The 19,226-nt window shown below is 45.4% G+C and carries 31 protein-coding genes; 27 read left to right on the plus strand and 4 right to left on the minus strand.

The window, feature by feature from the left end; all coding sequences use genetic code 11:
- The first annotated feature begins 40 nt into the window (after positions 1–40).
- The 27 genes from OL444_RS19025 to OL444_RS19150 all read left to right on the plus strand — a co-directional run bounded on the left by OL444_RS19025 (position 41) and on the right by OL444_RS19150 (position 16,214).
- Entirely contained in the window at positions 41–277 is a 237-nt protein-coding gene (locus OL444_RS19025) for a class I lanthipeptide (protein WP_264730619.1), read from the plus strand.
- Between the two features lie 71 nt (positions 278–348).
- Entirely contained in the window at positions 349–600 is a 252-nt protein-coding gene (locus OL444_RS19030; protein WP_264730617.1) for a class I lanthipeptide, read from the plus strand.
- A 27-nt stretch (positions 601–627) separates the two neighbouring features.
- A complete protein-coding gene (locus tag OL444_RS19035) occupies positions 628–888 on the plus strand; it encodes a class I lanthipeptide (protein WP_264730615.1) in 261 nt (86 codons plus the stop codon).
- Positions 889–913: 25 nt separating this feature from the next.
- The gene (locus OL444_RS19040; protein ID WP_264730614.1) at positions 914–1,105 is read left to right on the plus strand and encodes a class I lanthipeptide; all 192 of its coding nucleotides are present in this window, start codon (positions 914–916) and stop codon (positions 1,103–1,105) included.
- A 47-nt stretch (positions 1,106–1,152) separates the two neighbouring features.
- Positions 1,153–1,383: a class I lanthipeptide gene (locus tag OL444_RS19045; protein WP_264730612.1), complete on the plus strand. Its 231-nt coding sequence runs from the start codon at positions 1,153–1,155 to the stop codon at positions 1,381–1,383.
- 39 nt (positions 1,384–1,422) lie between these two features.
- Positions 1,423–1,686 carry a class I lanthipeptide gene (locus OL444_RS19050; RefSeq protein ID WP_264730611.1) on the plus strand — a complete coding sequence of 88 codons (264 nt, stop codon included), beginning with the start codon at positions 1,423–1,425 and terminating at the stop codon, positions 1,684–1,686.
- A 9-nt stretch (positions 1,687–1,695) separates the two neighbouring features.
- The gene (locus OL444_RS19055; protein WP_264730610.1) at positions 1,696–1,869 is read left to right on the plus strand and encodes a class I lanthipeptide; all 174 of its coding nucleotides are present in this window, start codon (positions 1,696–1,698) and stop codon (positions 1,867–1,869) included.
- Between the two features lie 173 nt (positions 1,870–2,042).
- Positions 2,043–2,252, plus strand: coding sequence for a class I lanthipeptide (locus OL444_RS31995; RefSeq protein ID WP_371878121.1), 210 nt, complete (start codon positions 2,043–2,045; stop codon positions 2,250–2,252).
- Between the two features lie 858 nt (positions 2,253–3,110).
- Positions 3,111–3,320 carry a class I lanthipeptide gene (locus tag OL444_RS19060; protein ID WP_264730608.1) on the plus strand — a complete coding sequence of 70 codons (210 nt, stop codon included), beginning with the start codon at positions 3,111–3,113 and terminating at the stop codon, positions 3,318–3,320.
- 20 nt (positions 3,321–3,340) lie between these two features.
- Positions 3,341–3,550 (plus strand): class I lanthipeptide, encoded by a 210-nt coding sequence (locus OL444_RS19065; protein ID WP_264730606.1) that lies wholly within the window; start codon positions 3,341–3,343, stop codon positions 3,548–3,550.
- Between the two features lie 31 nt (positions 3,551–3,581).
- On the plus strand, positions 3,582–3,785 hold the full coding sequence (locus OL444_RS19070) for a class I lanthipeptide (RefSeq protein ID WP_264730604.1): 204 nt from the start codon (positions 3,582–3,584) through the stop codon (positions 3,783–3,785).
- A gap of 91 nt (positions 3,786–3,876) precedes the next feature.
- Complete coding sequence (locus OL444_RS19075) at positions 3,877–4,074, plus strand: class I lanthipeptide (RefSeq protein ID WP_264730603.1); 198 nt, start codon at positions 3,877–3,879, stop codon at positions 4,072–4,074.
- 107 nt (positions 4,075–4,181) lie between these two features.
- Positions 4,182–4,373: a class I lanthipeptide gene (locus OL444_RS19080; protein WP_264730601.1), complete on the plus strand. Its 192-nt coding sequence runs from the start codon at positions 4,182–4,184 to the stop codon at positions 4,371–4,373.
- 218 nt (positions 4,374–4,591) lie between these two features.
- Complete coding sequence (locus OL444_RS19085; RefSeq protein WP_264730600.1) at positions 4,592–4,801, plus strand: class I lanthipeptide; 210 nt, start codon at positions 4,592–4,594, stop codon at positions 4,799–4,801.
- A gap of 233 nt (positions 4,802–5,034) precedes the next feature.
- Positions 5,035–5,241: a class I lanthipeptide gene (locus OL444_RS19090; RefSeq protein WP_264730599.1), complete on the plus strand. Its 207-nt coding sequence runs from the start codon at positions 5,035–5,037 to the stop codon at positions 5,239–5,241.
- A 218-nt stretch (positions 5,242–5,459) separates the two neighbouring features.
- A complete protein-coding gene (locus OL444_RS19095) occupies positions 5,460–5,678 on the plus strand; it encodes a class I lanthipeptide (RefSeq protein ID WP_264730598.1) in 219 nt (72 codons plus the stop codon).
- A gap of 234 nt (positions 5,679–5,912) precedes the next feature.
- The gene (locus OL444_RS19100) at positions 5,913–6,107 is read left to right on the plus strand and encodes a class I lanthipeptide (protein ID WP_264730597.1); all 195 of its coding nucleotides are present in this window, start codon (positions 5,913–5,915) and stop codon (positions 6,105–6,107) included.
- 86 nt (positions 6,108–6,193) lie between these two features.
- The gene (locus tag OL444_RS19105; RefSeq protein ID WP_264730596.1) at positions 6,194–6,391 is read left to right on the plus strand and encodes a hypothetical protein; all 198 of its coding nucleotides are present in this window, start codon (positions 6,194–6,196) and stop codon (positions 6,389–6,391) included.
- A gap of 123 nt (positions 6,392–6,514) precedes the next feature.
- On the plus strand, positions 6,515–6,730 hold the full coding sequence (locus tag OL444_RS19110; RefSeq protein WP_264730595.1) for a class I lanthipeptide: 216 nt from the start codon (positions 6,515–6,517) through the stop codon (positions 6,728–6,730).
- 84 nt (positions 6,731–6,814) lie between these two features.
- The gene (locus OL444_RS19115) at positions 6,815–7,024 is read left to right on the plus strand and encodes a class I lanthipeptide (RefSeq protein WP_264730594.1); all 210 of its coding nucleotides are present in this window, start codon (positions 6,815–6,817) and stop codon (positions 7,022–7,024) included.
- A gap of 244 nt (positions 7,025–7,268) precedes the next feature.
- Positions 7,269–7,451: a class I lanthipeptide gene (locus tag OL444_RS19120; protein WP_264730593.1), complete on the plus strand. Its 183-nt coding sequence runs from the start codon at positions 7,269–7,271 to the stop codon at positions 7,449–7,451.
- 177 nt (positions 7,452–7,628) lie between these two features.
- On the plus strand, positions 7,629–7,751 hold the full coding sequence (locus OL444_RS19125) for a class I lanthipeptide (RefSeq protein ID WP_264730592.1): 123 nt from the start codon (positions 7,629–7,631) through the stop codon (positions 7,749–7,751).
- A 70-nt stretch (positions 7,752–7,821) separates the two neighbouring features.
- On the plus strand, positions 7,822–8,016 hold the full coding sequence (locus OL444_RS19130) for a class I lanthipeptide (protein ID WP_264730591.1): 195 nt from the start codon (positions 7,822–7,824) through the stop codon (positions 8,014–8,016).
- Between the two features lie 189 nt (positions 8,017–8,205).
- Complete coding sequence (locus OL444_RS19135) at positions 8,206–9,408, plus strand: lanthionine synthetase LanC family protein (RefSeq protein ID WP_264730590.1); 1,203 nt, start codon at positions 8,206–8,208, stop codon at positions 9,406–9,408.
- 105 nt (positions 9,409–9,513) lie between these two features.
- A complete protein-coding gene (locus tag OL444_RS19140) occupies positions 9,514–12,660 on the plus strand; it encodes a lantibiotic dehydratase (protein ID WP_264730588.1) in 3,147 nt (1,048 codons plus the stop codon).
- Positions 12,660–14,855: a peptidase domain-containing ABC transporter gene (locus OL444_RS19145; RefSeq protein WP_264730587.1), complete on the plus strand. Its 2,196-nt coding sequence runs from the start codon at positions 12,660–12,662 to the stop codon at positions 14,853–14,855. The genes OL444_RS19140 and OL444_RS19145 overlap by 1 nt, the downstream gene beginning before the upstream one ends.
- Positions 14,856–14,861: 6 nt before the next feature.
- Complete coding sequence (locus OL444_RS19150) at positions 14,862–16,214, plus strand: HlyD family secretion protein (protein ID WP_264730586.1); 1,353 nt, start codon at positions 14,862–14,864, stop codon at positions 16,212–16,214.
- Between the two features lie 65 nt (positions 16,215–16,279).
- On the opposite strand, the gene OL444_RS19155 is transcribed toward OL444_RS19150, so the two are convergent.
- The 4 genes from OL444_RS19155 to pgi all read right to left on the minus strand — a co-directional run bounded on the left by OL444_RS19155 (position 16,280) and on the right by pgi (position 19,219).
- The gene (locus tag OL444_RS19155) at positions 16,280–16,462 is read right to left on the minus strand and encodes a class I lanthipeptide (RefSeq protein ID WP_264730585.1); all 183 of its coding nucleotides are present in this window, start codon (positions 16,460–16,462) and stop codon (positions 16,280–16,282) included.
- Positions 16,463–16,598: 136 nt separating this feature from the next.
- Entirely contained in the window at positions 16,599–16,778 is a 180-nt protein-coding gene (locus tag OL444_RS19160; RefSeq protein ID WP_264730584.1) for a class I lanthipeptide, read from the minus strand.
- A gap of 120 nt (positions 16,779–16,898) precedes the next feature.
- On the minus strand, positions 16,899–17,069 hold the full coding sequence (locus OL444_RS32000; RefSeq protein WP_371878120.1) for a class I lanthipeptide: 171 nt from the start codon (positions 17,067–17,069) through the stop codon (positions 16,899–16,901).
- Between the two features lie 497 nt (positions 17,070–17,566).
- Complete coding sequence (gene pgi, locus OL444_RS19165) at positions 17,567–19,219, minus strand: glucose-6-phosphate isomerase (RefSeq protein WP_264730583.1); 1,653 nt, start codon at positions 19,217–19,219, stop codon at positions 17,567–17,569.
- Between the last annotated feature and the right edge of the window lie 7 nt (positions 19,220–19,226).

The raw sequence follows: 19,226 nt of genomic DNA on the forward strand, positions 1-19,226 counted from the left end.
CGCTTTAATCCATCACATACCACTACTTAAGCTTTATCTCATGAAAAAAATGAAAGTTGACCTGAACAAAAAATTGTTCCTGAACAAAGCTACCGTTGTATCCCTGAGTAGTGATGTGCAGCAACAGATAGCGGGCGGTATCATAACACTGGATGCCTCCTGTACCGTAACCATCAACCCACGCACAGTGGCGTCCAGACAAGCTCCAAAGCCGCAATGTCGTTGCTGCGTGGATCCAATCCGTGATAACATCGTCATTCATACCATTGCGCAGTAATTCCCGGCGCTATGCCTGGAACGCTATCAGCGCTTTAATCCATCACATATCATTACTTAAATTTTTATCTCATGAAAAAAATGAAATTTGACCTGAACAAAAAATTATTCCTGAACAAAGCTACGGTTGCATCCCTGAGTGATGTCATGCAACAACAGGTAGCGGGTGGCGCCCGGGTTACCCAGGATTTTGCGTGTGGTGTAACCATCAACCTGCCCAGAACAAAATTATCCAGACAAGCCCCAAGACCGGATTGCCTTTGCTGCGCGGATATTGATCCATCTGTCATCACGCCAACCATTGTGCCTACCATCGCGCAGTAATTACCGGCTATTCTTAAACGCGGCTACATGAAGAAGATAAAATTATCCTGTCGTAAAAAACTGTTGCTGAATAAAGTAACCATTGCTGCGCTGAATGGAGAAAAGCAGCGTTACATCCTGGGCGGAAAGCGGATGGACCTGAAAGAGACCAGCCCTTACGAATGTATTACGCTGGTACCCATTTCCCAGTATAATAGCTGTGAGTGTCCGACTGCGTTGGATGTCTGCCGGGAAAGCGTAGATATCTGCATTGAACCAATTAGTGGCAATAAAACATGTATTCAGTAACAGGCTATTACCTAAATTTCATTGCATGAAAAAAACGAAAGTTGACCTGAACAAAAAATTGTTCCTGAGCAAAGCAACCGTGGTATCCCTGAATGAGGTGATGCAACAACAGGTAGCTGGTGGGGCTGCCACCATCCTCCTGCCCAAAACAAAATTATCCAGACAATCGCCCGGAGGACCTCACTGTATTTGCTGTGCAGATCCTACTCAACCGTAATCTCCATTATTGTACTGTAATTCCCGACTATTCTTAAACGAAATGATATGAAGAAGAAAAAAATATCCTTTTCAAAAAAACTCATGCTGGATAAAGCAACGATTGCTTCACTGAACGGCGAAAAACAATTCGACATTCTGGGCGGCCTGGCCGAAACGGGTTCTCATCCACACGGGTGTTTTCCTGGCATCACCAGGTTTAACAGCTGCGAGTGTACGAGTATAATCGTTGTTTGTCAGGAAAGCGTCGATATCTGCATTGCGGTTGGCGACAGATAAAGCCTTACATCAGTAACAGATAATTAAATCAGTTATAGTATGAAAAAGAAAAAATTTGTACTCGGAAAAAAGTTGTTCCTGCATAAGGCTACTTTGGTAGCATTGAATGGAAGCCAGCAGATAGAAATAGCTGGTGGTATCAGAACCGTCACGGTACCCGGTACTTGTTGCATGGGGCCTTTTTCACTACAACAAGACACCTGTAAATGCCCTCCTCCGCCAACTATTATCATGACCTGTGATTGCTGGTCTGCTGGTAACAGCTGTCCGTATACCAATCACAATGTTTGTAATAACTGTTAAAAAAACGCTATGAAAAGTAAAAAAATTGCTTTGAACAAAAAGCTGTTCCTGAACAAGGGAACCGTGACTACCCTTAATGTATCCGCACAGGAACATATTGCAGGTGGTTATCCGCCCAGCCGGAAGTTCACCAATCTTTCGAGAGCGATGGTGAAAGCAGAATGTTTGTGCTGCACCGTTTAACGGAGAAATAGACTTTCAGTTAACGTGTGTAAATCAATGGGTTATTATAAAGGAATCTGCGGACAGTAACGTACAGATTTATCTAGCTGAAATAATGTGGCGTTGCTTACGTAAGATTCCTTTAACTTAAAGGTAAGTCTTCGTTTAACCTGTAATGAATAAAATTCCGTTTTATGAAAAAGACAAGTCTTCAATTAGACCGAAAACTTTTCCTGCAGAGAGAAACCGTAGCAGTATTGGAAAGTAACCCGCAAAGAAGCATTGCAGAAGGGCCTCAGGCTATCAGTGCGCCCTTTGAGACGGCGTTCTCTATGAAGTCGCCTGCGAAATGTTTGCCTTGTTGCAAGATGCCCATTACCATGGGAGGGGAGTGCTCTAACTGATACCGTAAAGACATAGAGAAGACCGGAATGATGCAGTTGATTCCGGTCTTTATATCAGCATAGCTGGTATCTCGGGTAATATTAACTGGTATTTGCTTTGAAACAATTGCTTTTTCCCGGAACATCCCACCGGTTTTAAGGGAGGCGTTATGTTGTAAAAAGTTTTTTTTAATAATCGATTTGATTAACTTTAGGAAAGAACAACCCGTTCATATATTCAACCAATAACCCGTTATTTGAAAATATCGTTCCTGGTTCCCGTTGTCAGTCGTTAGTGTTAACCGCCTGGCCAGTTAGGCTTTACCAATTGAAGAGAGGGTTGAATACTGAAACATGTTGAACTGCGTTTCATCATATTTTATAACCGGTATGGATACACGTAACAGTAATCTGACCGTATAATTAAACCTGTGCATACTGCTATGAGCGTAACTATCTGTTGAGCTTTTATACCTGATGCAACTATGTTATGAAAAAGCAATTATTTTCCCTGAACATAAAAAAAGTATTTAAACACATCATTCCACTGTTGCGCAAATAATCACATTAATGCCGGTAGATAACTACTGATACGGTAATTGATGTGTTATAGTATTGGTAGGAATGCTGATCATAAATGCTGAACGTACCGGATAGTAACGATCGCGTTATCTGGTGGAAAGCTATTGACAACTAAATAATAAAATACCTGTATTGCTGTTCGCTTGTATTGTACCATCGGTATGATATACCCGTGTGCCTGTAACGACAGCGCGGAAAAATGATAGGGTTGCTTTCCGGCAATCTCTACCTGTTCATCAATTTCGGAAGCACGTGCTATTAATAGATCTATTTATTCTGTTACAAAAAATGCTAATTATGAAAAAGAAGATCACACTGAACAAGAAACTATTTTTAAACAAAGCTACTGTTGTTGCACTGAATCAACAGCAGCAGTTAACACTCGACGGTGGCCGTCCCTGGACATTCGATGCGGGTTGCGGCGGAACTTTTGATGCTACCTGCGCCACTGTACGGCCCGGTGAACAACATTGCCGCTTTTGTGAAAATGAAACAATAAATTGTTAAACACTATAATCCACTTAAAAATGAAAAAGAAAAAAATTGCTTTCAGCAAAAAACTGTTTCTCGATAAGGTAGCCATCATTGAGCTGAACCAACGTCAACAACAACACATGGCCGGTGGTAGAACCGTTGGCGTGATTTGTATCTCAGGTGAGGAAACCTGTGCAGGCTACGGCCAAACCTGTGCTACTGTACAATCCCACACCAGACCCTGCGAAATTTGTCCGCTGTAAATACAGCTATTTATTGCATAAAAATATCATTATGAAAAAGAAGAAAATTGTTCTTGACAGGAAATTACTGTTATCCAAAGCCACTATTGCCAACCTGGGTAAGTCTCAGCAAACAGCGCTGGCAGGTGGAACAGGTCCCAGTGAGATGTGCTCTTATGGGATCACCTGCTTTGGAGGTGGTGATACCTGTGCTACTTTTCAGCAGGGATCTCCCGACTGTCGCTTCTGCAACTAATAATAGTATTCGTCACCTGTAATTCAGGGTAGCAGGTCTGCCAGCCCGGTAGTCCCGTTACCCATATCATCTGTTTTAAACCATCACGATTATGAAAAAGAAACAAATCACACTGGACAAAAAATTGTTCCTTAGCAAAGCTGCCATTGCATCTCTCAGCAGCACGCATCAGCTGTCTGTAGAAGGCGGAGTAAACGTATCTGGTGCTATTCGCTGTTTCACCCGGGACTTAACCTGCGCCACGGTTCGTCCGGGCGAAAGATTATGCCGTATGTGTGAGGCGCAATAACAAAGATTGCTGAAATAATTTTTGTAAATCGCTATTCCGGGGTAACAGACCTGCCTGTTCCGGCAGGAACTGTTACCCTTATCACCTGTTTTAAACCTGTCACGATTATGAAAAAGAAAGAAATCGTACTGGACAAAAAACTTTTCCTCAACAAAGCCTCCATTGCGTCACTGAGCAACACCCAGCAACGTTTCCTGGAAGGCGGCCTGCCGGAAACCATCGACCATCGTTGCTTTACCTGGAAAACAACCTGCGCTACAATTCCTCCGGGCCAGAGAATATGTCGTATGTGTGATTAGTGAGCTACAAGGGAAAAAGATAGGAGCAGCTTTGGCAACCTGCCACAGGTTTCACCGGATGGTGCCACCATTATAATAATGAAAGACCGAGGTACTACCCGGAAAAATACCCGCGTACCGATTCGCTCAGGCTAACGCCGTTGCCTATCATGCGCATCGTGATGATAAGGTTGCTGACATACCATCGTTTTTTATTTTTTCACATAAAAAAAACAAGTATGAAAAGAAAACAAATTTCTCTCAGCAAAAAGCTTTTCCTGGATAAAAGCAGGATAGCAGCATTGAATGCAGACCAGCAGCTCCGGTTGGAAGGCGGGGCTATTTCGCCCGATGGGAGGGTGGCCATCACGGATGTCACCTGGTGCGGAATAAACTGCTTCTGGACCAAATTGGTAGGGGTTTCCTGCCCAAGAATCTGTACAATATAAACGAACCATTGTTCCTATCTGTATAACGACATAGAGAGGAGCGGCTTTAGCAACCTGCAAGCCATTTCACCGGATGGTGCCACCATTATAATAATGAAAGACCGAGGTACTACCCGGAAAAATACCTGCGTACCGATTCGCTCAGGCGAGAGACGCTGCCTGCTGTGCGCATCGTGATGAAAAGGCTGCTGACATACCATCGTTTTTTATTTTTTCATATAAAAAAAACAAGTATGAAAAGAAAGCAAATTTCCCTCAGCAAAAAGCTTTTCCTGGATAAGACCAGGATAGCAGCATTGAATGCAGACCAGCAGCTCCGGTTGGAAGGCGGAGCTATTTCGCCCGATGGGAGAGTAACCGCAGAGGTCACCATATGCGAAATAAACTGCCTCTGGACCAAATTAATAGGAATTACTTGCAGAGTGCTCTGTACAGTATAAACGAACCATTGTTCCTGTCTGTACAACGATATAGACAGGAGTAGCTTTGGCAACTAATAACAGGGCTTCACCGGATGGTAGCGCACAGTAATAATGATACACCGTGGTACTACTCCTAAAAATATCTATGTACCGATTCGCTCAGTGCTGTGCGTATCGTAATAAAAAGGCTACTGACGTACGACTGTTTTTTATTTTTTCACATAAAAACAACAAGTATGAAAAAGAAGCAAATTTCCCTCGATAAAAAGCTTTTCCTGGATAAGCACAGGATAGCAGAATTGAATACAGACCAGCAGCTTGTGCTGGAAGGAGGAGCTGTGGCGCCCAATGAGAAGGCGGGCGGGATGTCCTTTAGTATGACCTGTTTTGCGACCATCTGTATTCATAGTAAGGTGGCAGGTACCTGCAGAACCAGCAACTGTACCATATTCTAGGTTACATAATATCCTGCAACGGGATAGCCGGAAGATGAAGACAGATATGGTGACACTAACGGGCAGGCATTTCACAGGATGGCGATGCCAGGGTAAGAGATGGTAGCCATTATATGATCAGATAAAATATACTGCACAACGATTCATTGGTATGAAGCATTGTGCAGTATATCTTTCCTGATGAGGGCAGGCAACAGCGATACTTATTTTTCACCCCCAATTATAAAAACACGTATGAAACGCACAAAAATTCCCCTCAGTAAAAAACTTTTCCTGGACAGAAACAGGATTGCTGCCTTGAATGTAACCCAGCAACTGCAGCTGGAAGGAGGCGCCCCCGGACGCCGCGCTGCCGCCACCCTGCCGGATTGGCTTTGTAACTATACAAGCCTGATGGGGCCATGCCCCAGCCGTAACGGGCAATGTTAAACGATGATCATCCCTTTATCTGCTTGTACAACCACCTGCTCCTTTATTGCTGTAGAAAGACGACTATTCCATACAAAAAAACAAGCATGAAAAAAAAGCAGATGTCCCTCAACAAAAGACTTTTCCTGCATAAAAGCAGGATGATGGAATTGAACGGGATACAGCAACTACCGCTGGCTGGCGGACAGGCGCCGTATAATGGCGCCCTGGCTATTACGATTGTAGAGACTTTTTGTCCTTCGAAAAGGCCGACTTCCTCCTGTGTTGTTTGCAGGGAGGACTAAACACGTTGAACCACCGCTCCTGGTCATGAATCGACGGGAGCAGCTGTAGCTGCCGGGCCTATATTTCTTGCACACCGGTGTTACCAGGTAACGGTATTTTTTACATCCATAATATCATCAAGTATGAAAAGAAAACAAATTTCACTCAACAAAAAGCTATTCCTGGGTAAAGTCAGGATTGCGGAATTAAACAACGCCCAACAATTAATACTGCAGGGAGGAATCCCTCCACTGACCAAAGGGGTGGGTTGTTTTTCTGCGGAATGTACCACGATTGGTACTACCTGCGCCACTAAAAGACCGGGCGGCAATCTGTGTATTCACTGCAATGAACCCTGATGGGGTATGACCGCGTTGAACAGCTGCCCCATGGCGCAGCCGAAAGGTAAAAGACAGGGGTAACTTTTTTTTAAATGAACACTTATGAAAAAGAAAAAAATGCAACTCGACAGGAAGCTGTTCCTGCACAAATCTACTATTGCAGCACTCAACAAGGAGCAACAGTTGTTGCTGGAGGGAGGAGTAGACCGACCTACCCGCCCGCCACTTTGCGGTACCATCAACAATACCTGTCCGACCAGGCCTGTCGGTCAGGTAGCTTGCCGGCCTTGTTTTGAACCCACAGAACCTTGAACAGTATCCGCTGCAGTATCCGCAGTAATACCTCATTTGTAGTAACCTTGAATGATCATCAGCAAGGCTTATTGCGGGGAGGAGCGGGTGTAACACGGCAATCCAGGTGTACCACTCCGGGTATTACGTGTATTACCAAACGACTGAGTGAAGCGTTTTGTCGTCCTTGCGAACATGCATAACCACGTATACATTTTCCGGTATCTCGCCGGAAATGATTATCCACTATAAAAATCTATATAATATGAAAAAGAAGGTCATTACATTGGAGAAAAAATTATTCCTGAGCAAAACAGCTATTGCTGCGTTACAGGTAGCAGAACAACAGGCCGTACAGGGCGGTGTAACCATAATGATCTGTACAACCGATGGTACCCGGCGTCCTACTGCCTGTACTGCCGGAGGTCCTGGCGAACCTTGCTGTTAACCGATGACGATCGTAACGCACATAAACAGGTAACCGGGGTGTTAGGATATAACGGCATTTTACCAGTAAAAAGATAAATGATTAAAATAAGCTGTTTATTTATTATATTGGTGACGAACGTCGTATAATAGCAGCAGCGAAATATGTGCCCAACTTATTTTAACCCGCAAACCGTTTATGAAGAAGAAAAAAATCGCGTTAGATAAACATTTGTTCCTGGACCAAACCACTATTACCGCTTTACATGCGGATGAACAACAACACTTAGCCGGCGGATGGCTGACCAAAACAGTTGCCTGACAACCTATGTAGCCGTCATCCAAAACTACCTGGCTGCTAATTTTTTTACTCATTTAATCTGCATCCATTTATGAAAAAGAAACAAGTTATCCTTAGCAAAAAATTATTCCTGTACAAATCACCTGTTGCTGCATTGAGCACTGAACAACAGGATCAGTTGAAAGGTGGTGTTACCGGTACCATTTGCCCCGGCGGTACAAAAGCCATCTCAGAATGTCGCGCTACCAGCCCCAGACCAGGTCAGCTTTGCTGCCAGATATGGTAATGGTATTTGTCAGGATTAATCAGTAACTTTTATTAAGGAAGACCCTGAACCTGCGTAAAACTATTTTGTAGGAAGCGGTTGTTGTCAGGTTATACCGGATGATCGTTTGTATATAAGTAGCTAAAAATGATCCTGGAGGTACCCGGTAGTTTCAGGATCATTTTCAGAACCCTTTAATTATCTCTGTTCATGAAGCCAAATGAAATACAAGCCACGATCTACAAAGATATGGTGGCCATGTTGCAACAAAAAAGTTATGGCCAGGAATATGCCGACAGCCTGTTTAAAGGCCCCTGGGGCGCTTTGTTTTACCTCTTCTACTATGAGCAATATGTGGACGACACCGAAAATCATGCGGCAACATTCATGGAAAAACTCTACGAAGAGCTGGATACAGAAAAAAATTATGCCTATTCCTACTGTACCGGTCTTACCGGCCCGTTCTGGCTGTTGCACCACCTGAACAAACACGAGTTTGTTGATATCGATATGGATTATCTGATCCCCGATTTTATTACCGCTGCCATCCTCGACAGCGAAGCCCATATCTATAGTAAAAACTTTGACTTCCTGCATGGCAGCGCCGGCATATGCAATCTACTGGTTGCCTACGCCGACCGTCCGGAAGTACGCACGCATCTTGAAAAGTTTGTTGCCGGTTTGATGGATATCAGTGTGATGACAGAAAAGGGCAGGAGCCTGCCGGTATTTTTTATGATGGAAGTAAAGGCAGATACAGGAGTGGACTCTTTCAGTCTCGCACATGGTAGTTGTTCGCTGTTGATCCTGTTGCTGAAAATACATCAGGCAGGTATTGCCACTGATACCTGCCGGCAGTTGGTTTATGAAAGCATTCCGTTTATCATGAACCATAAAAATGAAGTGAAAGAAGATGGCACTACAGCATTGTATCCCGGTATCCTCGACGGGGAATCTGACTACAGCCGGCTTTCCTGGTGCTATGGCGACTTCAACGTAGCGCTGGCATTATGGTATTGCGGGAAATATTTCCAGGAAGAAAAATGGAAACAGGAAGCCCTGGATATTATGCATTACAGCATTAAAAGAGATACCGATACAACAGCGGGTATTGTAGATACCTGCCTGTGTCACGGCTCGGGTGGGATCGCCGCCTTTTACAGAAAGTTCTGGTATGAAACCAACGATATCGCATTTTATCACAGTGCCGAACATTGGCATAACATTACTTTGGATAAACTCGTTTTTTCAGAAGAGGCCAATGTACACGGTGTACGCGCCTGGCAAGGAAAAGATAAGCAATGGGAATACTGCTGGGATCTGCTGGATGGCAGTTGCGGCGTAGGACTGGCGCTGTTGTCACATGACCAACAGGAGCCACTGCCCTGGGATGAATTTCTCCTGCTTTCCTGACGCAGTTTTTAACACAAGAAAATTTATTACCTCCATTATAGCAGGAACGCTGTATTACTGCAAATCCCTTAATACAGCCAGTTACCAACATAAAAGTAGTATCACATGGCATTGTCACATACAGGATTTTTTTTATTAAGAACGCCGCTTTATCCAATAGGTAAATACAAAGAAGTGGTACAGGCAGGTTTGCGGGATTTAATTGCACAGAATCCTTTGTTTTCCTATGCCCTTTACATCGGTTCCAAAGACCTGGTCAATGAACTGGATCGTTTTATCAACGAGCCTGCAGAGTTCAATGAGAAAAAGATTGCGAAGCTTAGAAAATCATTATATAAATATTGGGTACGGGCCTGTACCCGTAGCACCCCTTATGGTTTGTTTGCCGGTTGTACCCTGGGCACAATCGGAGCAGAAACAGCCCTGGTACTGAAAGACCAGCAACAGGCCCGGCAGCAGGTGCGGTTGGATATGGACTATTACACCCGCATCTGTAACCATATCCGGGAACTGCCTGCCGTCAACAGCGAACTCAAATACTATATCAATAACAGCCTGTATAAAATCGGTGATAAATACCGCTATGCAGAATATATCATCAATAATAACCGCCGTAAGTACCTGCTGACTTCCATTGCAGATTCGGTATTTATTGAAAAGATTATCCGGTGTACCGCAGATGGACTTACCATGGACGCTATTGTACGGCTTATCCTGGAAGAAGATGATACCATCAGCGAGGAAGAAGCCACTGCTTTCACCGGAGAGCTGGTAGCTGCCCAGATCCTGATTCCCGAAACAGAACCGAAAATTACCGGTGAAGATAACCTGGGGTTCCTGATCAACCGGCTCACTTCCATTGCCGAAGCAACGGCGCTGCGGGATGAACTGATCGGATTGGCAAGCTTGTTTGAAAAACAAGACTTTGAACTGAGCCGCTTGTCGGAGATACATGCCCGCTGTGAAGCGGCTTTCCCGCTTACACTGCCCAAAGACCTGCTGCAGATAGACTTGTTCAAAACAGCGGAGAAATGTACCCTCAGCGAGCCGCTGATGGATACGATTGTGACCCAGTTAAACAATCTGCTGGCCCTGTGTCATGGATACGCTTCGGGCGGCGGGGAACTGAGCAGCTTTGCTACCCGGTTCAGTGAACAATATGAATCGCAGGAGATTCCCCTGAATATGGCACTCGACGGCGAAACAGGTATTGGATATGGTACCGGTATTGAAAATGCCTTTCATGCGCCTTTCGTGGAAGATGTAGCTACCGGCGGACAACAGGGGGCCACTACGGTCACCTGGTCGCCTATACAGGCACTGGCGCTCGATAAATATGAACAGTTCCTCCGGGAAAACCTGTCTGTTGTGACCATTTCAGATGAAGACCTGAAAAAAATCGGCGACGCCAAAACCATTAAATTCACAGAAAGTTGTTACCTGTTCGGACATCTGCTGTCGTCTTCGCCGGAAGCTGCCGCCACAGGCGACTTTTACTTTACGATGCAGTCGATGGGAGGCCCTTCTGCGGCGAACCTCCTGGGACGCTTCTGTAGTGGCGATACCGCCCTCGCAGAAAAAGTGAAAACCATCCTGGAGGAAGAAGCTGCCGCCTACCCGGATGCTATCCTGGCAGAAATTGTACACTTCCCGGAAGCCAGGGCAGGTAACGTATTGATACGCCCGGCACTGCGGGCCTACGAAATACCTTATGTAGGTGTTTCCGGTACGGATCCGGAGTTCCAGATACCGATATCTGACCTCATGGTATCAGTAAAACAAAACGAAATTATCCTGCGCAGCAAACGCCTGAACAAGCGGATTATTCCCCGTTTGAGTTCTGCGCATAACTATAGCTTCAACAGCTTGCCCATCTATAAATTCCTCTGCGATCTGCAGCATCAGGGGGCTAAAGGCGGTCTTTTCTGGGATTGGGGGGTACTCGGCAACCGGGGCCGTATGCCACGGGTAGTATATAAAAATATTGTCCTCAGCCGGGCTTCCTGGAGCTTTGGAAAGGCCGAAATAGAGAAAGCAGGAGATAACCCGGAAAAGCAACGGGAGGCCATAGACGAGTTCCGTAAGCGGCAACAGCTGCCGGAAAAGGTGGTCATCGCAGAAGCAGATAATGAACTGTTCCTCGATTTAACCCTGCCCGATAGTATCCGCATCCTGATAGACTATGTCAATAAATCAGGTTCAGTACAGTTGAAGGAATTTATGTTTGACGAAAAAGAGGGTATTATCCGCGATGAACAGCAACAGGTGTATGCCAATGAAATCCTGATACCACTCCGTTTTACACCCACCACTACCCGTCAGACTGCTGCGCCGTTCAGGGAAAAAGGTGTATCTTCCGGGCAGCTCATACGTAGCTTTGCCCCGGGCAGTGAATGGATGTATGTGAAAATATATTGTGGTTATGCGGTAGCAGAAGAATTATTATCCGGTTACTTTGCAGAGAAAATTCCGGCATGGCAGGAAGAAGGTTTGTTTGAACAGTTTTTCTTTATCCGTTATGCAGACCCGAAACCCCATATCCGGATGAGATTTCTGAATAAAACCCATCACGTCGGTAATGATGTGATCCTGCGCCGCCTGTATGAAGACCTGCATCAATACCTGCTGAACGGCCAGGTGAAGAAAATACAGTGCGATACCTACGACCGGGAAATTGAACGCTACGGAGCTACCACCATGGAGATGAGTGAAACGGTTTTTTATGCAGACAGTCTCGCAGTGCTGGAAATCTTAAGTATGCTGGAAGGTGCGGAAGGAGAAATGTATCGCTGGAAGATCGCTATGCGCGGAGTAGATATGTTACTGGATGATTTTAACCTGCCCCTGCAGCAGAAAAAACAAGTACTATCGGACCTGCAGAAAGGATATACCGAAGAATTCGGCGGACCAAAATTATTACATAAACAGTTAAACGATAAATACAGAAAGCACCAGAAAGAGATTGCTTCCTTTATGAACCCGGAAGACGACGAAACCAATGAAATAGCAGAAGTGATCAACCTTTACCGGCAACGTAGCGACATGACCAGCGAGGCTATTGCGGCTATCCGGGAAGCCATGCGTGCGGAAGAGGAAGGTGGCTATAAATTATCCAGCCTGATCATGAGTTACATCCACATGTTCCTCAACAGGATTTTTGTAGCCAAACAACGCAAGCATGAACTGGTGTTGTATCATTTCCTGGAGAAATTTTATTTATCACAAATTGCCCTGGTAGAATTAGCAAAATAATGGGATTTCCTTTTTACAGACAACTGGATACGATGGATTGCGGCCCCACCTGCCTGCGTATGGTGGCTAAGCACTATGGACGAAGCTATTCCCTGGAATACCTGAGAGCATCCTCCTTTATTACCCGCGAAGGCGTAAGCCTGCTGGGTATCGGCGAAGCCGCTGAAAAAATCGGCTTCCGTACACATGCCGTGAAAACCACTTTTGATCAGCTGGATGAACATATTCCGTTACCCTGCATCCTGCACTGGAATCAAAATCACTTTGTTGTACTGCCGCCACAGAATTATAACCAGCATAAGAAAAATGAAAAGATACTGGTAGCTGATCCCGGGCATGGTTTGGTGAAGATGGATAAAGAGACGTTTCTGGCCAGCTGGCTAGGACCCAGCAAACAGGGCGTGGTATTGATACTGGAGCCTACAGAAGCTTTTTATCAGCAGAAAGAGGAACAACAGGAGAAGAAAGGATTCCGTTTTCTTTTCAGCTACCTGCGTCCTTACCGGAAATACGTGTTGCAGCTGTTCCTGAGTGTACTGATTGCGAGCATGCTGTCGCTGGTAACGCCTTTTCTCACCCAAAGCCTGGTGGATTATGGAATCAATCACCAGAACCTCGGTTTTGTATACCTGGTACTGATTTCCCAGCTGGTATTATTTGCGGGCAGCACGGCTATTGAAATGATCCGCAGCTGGATATTGTTGCATATGAACAGCCGGATTAATATCAATATTATTTCCGACTTCCTGATCAAACTGATGAAACTACCGATCCGGTTCTTTGATACCAAAATGATCGGGGATATTCATCAGCGCATCGGAGATCATAGCCGTATCCAAAGCTTCCTGACGGGTACTACGCTGTCTACTTTGTTTTCATTTGTAAACCTCTTTGTATTTGCCGTAGTACTGGCCATTTATAGTGTGAAGATACTGCTGGTGTTTGTATGCCTCAGCGCTGCCGCCATTGGCTGGATTTTCTTTTTCCTGCGTCGCCGGAAAGAGCTGGACTATAAACGTTTTCAGCGCATGAGTGACAATGAAAATGTACTCTTTGAGCTGATTACAGGCATGCAGGAAATCAAACTCAATAACTGTGAAACCACTAAAAGATGGGAGTGGGAACAGGTACAGGCCCGTTTGTATAAAATCAGTGTAAAAGGTCTGGCATTAGGACAATACCAACAGGTGGGATCCGTATTCTTTAACCAGCTGAAAAATATCCTGGTGTCGTTTATCAGTGCCCGCGAAGTAATGAATGGTAACATGACCCTCGGGATGATGTTGTCTGTTAGTTATATCATCGGACAGATGAACAGCCCGTTGGATCAGTTGCTGGGCTTTATACAGGCGGCACAGGATGCCCGTATCAGTCTGGACAGGCTGGGAGAGATCCACAACCGCGAAGAAGAAGAATCTGCCGATCACATTGCCATTTCTCCCCTGGATAAAAAAGGCGGGGATATTCAGTTGCAGCAGGTTTCTTTTCAATATGCCGGACCGCATTCGCCTTTTGTACTGAAAGACCTGAACCTGGTAGTGCCGGAAGGCAAGGTGACGGCTATTGTAGGTACCAGTGGCAGTGGTAAAACTACCCTGATGAAACTGTTGTTACAGTTTTATGAACCAACAGACGGGAAGGTATTGGTGGGCAATAAAGACCTCCGCCAGGTTTCACCAAAGTGGTGGAGAAACCAGTGTGGCAGCGTGATGCAGGACGGATTTATTTTTTCCGGTACCATCGCTAAAAACATTGCTGTCAGTGATGAAAAGGTAGATAACGATAAATTGCTGCATGCAGCGGATGTGGCCAACATCCGGAACTTTATTGAAGAGTTGCCGCTGGGCTACCAGACTAAAATCGGTAACTCCGGTAATGGTATCAGTGCAGGGCAGAAGCAGCGGATGCAGATTGCCCGGGCAGTCTACAAGAATCCGCAGTATCTTTTCTTCGATGAAGCTACCAGCGCCCTGGATGCCAATAATGAAAGGATCATTATGGAAAACCTGGATCGTTTCTTTGAAGGCAGAACGGTGGTGGTTATTGCGCATAGACTTAGTACCGTAAAAAATGCAGATCAGATTATAGTACTGGAAAAAGGCGTCATTGTAGAAACGGGTACGCACGCAGAACTGACGGCCAGAAAAGGAAATTATTATGAGTTGGTAAAAAACCAGCTGGAACTGGGAAGTTAATTGATTATGCCGGTAAACGAAAACATAGCACCCGAATTATTGAATAGTACACCTGCTCCCAATGGTGTGCACAAACATCCTACGCTGGAAGAAATGCGTAGTGAAGAGGTACAGGAAATCATGGGTAAAATGCCCTCCTGGATTATCCGGAGAGGTATTACACTCATCGGCATTATATTGCTCGGAATATTTATCGGGGCGTATTTTTTTAAGTACCCGGAAGTAATCCCGGCAAGGGTGGTGATTTCTTTTGTCAATCCACCCGTGCGCCTGGTAGCTCGCAGCAGCCTGCCTATCCAGCAGCTGTTTGTAAAGAGTGACGACAAGGTTCCTGCCAATAAAGTACTGTGTATCCTGTCTAATGGTGCTAACTATGAGGATGCACAGAATGTGGCGTTGATAGCCCGTCAAATTGATACTGCCGGCAATCTCCGGCAGCTGATCCCCAACATCAAATTACCTGCCGGTGGGGAACTGGGAGAGATGCAGGCCGATTATGTGGAATTGTACCAGGCCATTCTGAACTATCGTTTTTTCCTGGGACATAATGCCTATGCCTCCAAGATACAGGCCCTGGCGAAACAATCCGCTTATTACGGGCAGTTGAATCATGAGCTGGGCAATAAAGATAACCTGCTGAAGGAACAGCTGCGGTTGCAGCATAACCGCTACCAGATGGATTCTACACTGGTGAAGGATCGGGTGATCTCCCGGGTGGAATACGAAGAGTCCCGGAAGAAAATGCTGGATCAGCAGATCAATACAGAAAGCAACAGGAGCAGTATGATCCAGAATAACCTGCAGCAAACGGAGTACGAGAAAAACATCACGGAAACCGCTATACAGCAGCAGAGTGAGGAGAATACCCTGCAGCAGAAAATCCGCGATGCTGCCAAACGTTTTGGTGGCCAATACAGCAAATGGGAGCAGAATTATGTGATCAAAACACCCGTGGCAGGTACCGTTACCCTCTTTAAATTCTGGAAAGAAAACCAGTATGTACAGGCCGGAGAAGGGGTGGCCATGGTAACGCCACCGGAGCAGGAATACATTGCCCGTGGCGATATTGGTATCAATGGTTCCGGTAAGATTCAGGCTGGTCAGAAGGTATTGATCAAACTAACCGCTTATCCCTTTGAAGAATACGGGATGCTGAGAGGTAAGGTATCTTCGCGTTCTGCAGTAGCCATGGATAGTGTATTCAATGTAGATATACAACTCGAAAATAACCTCCATACCAATGCCGGCAAAGTAATCCCCGCCCAGCCGCAACTGGTGGGTGTAGCCGAAATTCTGACGGAAGATAAGAGTGTACTCCAACGGTTGTTTGAGAAGGTATATGGCAAATGGAGACGATAACCCCCTGATATTATATCCCATGCAGACATCCGTCTGCATGGGATGTTACCACTTCGTGCCGGTGATTACTGGCATCTGCAGGTAACCAGGGTAGCCGGACATAAAGGGCTACAGATCATAAGTGTGGGGAGAGCAGCTTCGTTCAGCTCTCCGGCAGGCAATGGTGATTGCTGGCCCGCACTTAAAGCGGATACGGTAATTTTGCTCAGTGTCAGTTTCTTGGTCGGTGTCAGACTTTTCTTTTTCATAATTAAATTTTATGGTGTTACATAATGGAAGCCGGAAGGGCATGGCTATCCTGTGGCCGGTAGCTAACACGCTACAGACCGGATAACAGGCAGTGTAATACTGTTGCTGATAGAATAGATCTGCTGTTAAAGCAGCTCAGCATTTACAGGTCACCAACGTGAATGGACACAAAGGACTACAGATCATGAGGGTGGGGAGAGCAGCCTCGTTCAGCGCTCCTGCATGCAATGCTGATTGCTGGTCCACGCTTAAAGCGGATACGGTAATTTTGCTCAGTGTCAGTTTCTTTTTCGGTGTCAGATTTTTCTTTTTCATGATGAAATTTTATGGTGTTACATAATGGAAACCGGAAGGGCATGGCTGTCCTGCAAACCGGATAACAGGTAGTGTAATATGCATGCTTTGCTAATGGGAAAGATCCATCGTTAAAGCAGTTTAGCACTTACAGGTCACAAAGGTGAATGGACACAAAGGACTCAGAATGGTGAAACTTTTTTCAGTCTGTTCGCCGGCTTGTAAGGATAATTGTTGACTGTGGGTTAAATCGGCTACAGCAATTCTGTTTAACACCAATTTCTTTTTGGGTGTAAGGTTTCTCTTTTTCATGGTGAGTGGTTTAATATATTGGAAGTTATTCGGTGGGGGATACCGGTTACCATGGAATACAGCTGCTGTTTGCAGTAGCTACAGGTGTACACGGTACCGCCGTATAAAGGTTTGCTCCGTTTTGTGCTGGCTATCAGTCTTCATGACTCCAATAGGCTGAATAGCGTTATGGTTTGTTTATGTAGCAACCATTTTTCAATACTGATGGTAGCTTTTGCATCGTAGGTTTTTGTGGTGTTTGTAAAATACAGGTTATGCAGCTGTTTTGCAGGTGAACAATGGCGTTGCTTGCCGGAAATTAAAGGTGGCTGAACAGCGTGGCAGCCAATCGGGTAAACAATTTTTATTAATGGTACTAAGTTAATAATGCCCGGTGCGAAATGAATGCGGGGAAATCATATTAGTAAATCGTTAACTAAAGCAATAAGCAGGATATTTTTCCGATAGCTATCAGAAAAACACCCTGCTTATTTTATCTGCTGATGCGGAAGTATTGGTTACTGCCGCATCTGTTTATAGGCATTAATGAGTCCGTTGGTACTGGCGTCATGATTGGTGATCACATCATTGTTCTCTAGTTCCGGCAATATTCTGCTGGCGAGCTGTTTACCCAGTTCCACGCCCCATTGATCGAAGCTGTAGATATTCCAGATAACACCCTGCACAAATATTTTGTGTTCGTATAGGGCTATCAGTGAGCCCAGCGAACGAGGCGTGATCTCTTTCACGAGGAAGGAGTTGGTAGGCCGGTTGCCGCTGAATACTTTAGACGGTAGAATTTTTGTTATTTCCGCCGCCGGGGTATTGGCTTTTTCCAGTTCTGCCCGTACTTCTTCCGCTGTTTTACCATTCATCAGTGCTTCCGTTTGTGCGAAGAAGTTAGACAACAGTTTTACATGATGATCGCCAATAGGATTGTGGCTGATGGCCGGCGCGATGAAGTCGCAAGGAATCAGGCGGGTACCCTGGTGAATCAGCTGATAGAAAGCATGCTGGCCATTGGTACCTGGTTCGCCCCATACAATCGGACCTGTTTCATAGCTTACCTGGTTGCCGTTACGGTCGGTGGATTTACCGTTGCTTTCCATATTTCCTTGCTGGAAATAGGCGGCAAAGCGATGCAGGTACTGGTCGTATGGCAGAATGGCTTCTGTGGCGGAGCCAAAGAAGTTGCCGTACCACAGGCCAATGAGCGCCATGATAACGGGTATGTTGGCTGTCAGCGGTGTTTGCGTAAAGTGATTGTCAACGGCGTGGGCGCCATCCAGCAGCTGGATGAAGTTATCGTAGCCGATGGTGAGTGCAATGGATAAACCAATGGCAGACCACAGTGAGTAACGGCCGCCTACCCAGTCCCAGAATTCAAACATGTTGTTGGGATCAATACCGAAGGCAGTTACTGCTTTTTCGTTGGTAGAAAGGGCTACAAAGTGTTTCGCTACCGCTTTTTCATCCTTTGCATGTTCCAGGAACCAATTGCGCGCTGTATGGGCATTGGTCATGGTTTCCTGGGTCGTAAAGGTTTTGGAAGCGATGAGGAAGAGGGTTTCTTCCGGTGTTACTTTTTTCAATGTTTCTGCAATGTGGGTACCATCTACATTGGAAACGAAATAAGTTTGTATGTTAGGTTTCCAGTAAGGTTTCAGGGCTTCTGTTACCATTACCGGGCCGAGGTCGGAACCGCCGATACCAATGTTGACGATATAGCGTATAGGCTTTCCCGTATAACCTTTCCATTCACCGGAATGAATCTGCCGGCAGATATGGTCCATCTTGTTCAGCACTGCTTTTACATCTGGCATGACATCGCGGCCATCCAGCATCACCGGCTTATTGGAGGTGTTACGCAGCGCGGTATGTAATACAGCCCTGTTTTCGGTTACATTGATTTTTTCTGCACCAAACATGGCTTTTATCGCAGCTGGTACGCCACATTCTTCCGCCAGGCTTGATAACAGATTAAGGGTATCTGCGGTAATAATATTTTTGGAATAGTCAAAGAGTATATCTTCAAACTGCAGGGAAAACGTGCCGAACCGTTCTTTATCTTCCATAAATAAGGCACGCATGTGTACCTGTTTCATTTCTGTGGCATGCTTTTGCAACAACTGCCACGACTTGGTGGCGGTAGGATCAGTAGTCGGAAACATAAATAAT

The sequence above is a fragment of the Chitinophaga nivalis genome (genome assembly GCF_025989125.1).
Classification (GTDB): Bacteria; Bacteroidota; Bacteroidia; order Chitinophagales; family Chitinophagaceae; genus Chitinophaga; species Chitinophaga nivalis.